The organism is Mycobacterium sp. MUNTM1 (genome assembly GCF_054660795.1).
Window position 1 is genome coordinate 1 of record NZ_BAAGDE010000177.1, and the last position, 261, is coordinate 261.

Genomic DNA, 261 nt, shown 5'->3' on the forward strand with positions numbered 1-261 from the left:
CCCCAAGGGAACGCCCGCCAATCTGCGAGCGCAGTGAATCGATGAAGGCCTGTCCCACCCCGCCGACACCGGGTGGTTCGTTGGTGCCGCGGGCGAATGTCACCTCGATGTCAGGGCAGGGAGCGGCCGATGCGGGGGCGCCAACAATTGGTGCGCTCAGCAGCGTTGCGAAAGTCGTCAGCACCGCGGCGGCCAGCGAACGCCCAAACTGGCGCGTATTCACGTCTTCAATGCTCACACAAATTGCGCACGGAGCGTAGG

1 protein-coding gene is annotated in these 261 nt (G+C 64.8%); it reads right to left on the bottom strand.

The features are described 5' to 3' along the window. Positions 1-232 (bottom strand): cutinase family protein (locus tag ACYQ8K_RS30315; RefSeq protein ID WP_459975088.1); only part of this gene is annotated, 232 nt, incomplete at its 3' end. Between the last annotated feature and the right edge of the window lie 29 nt (positions 233-261).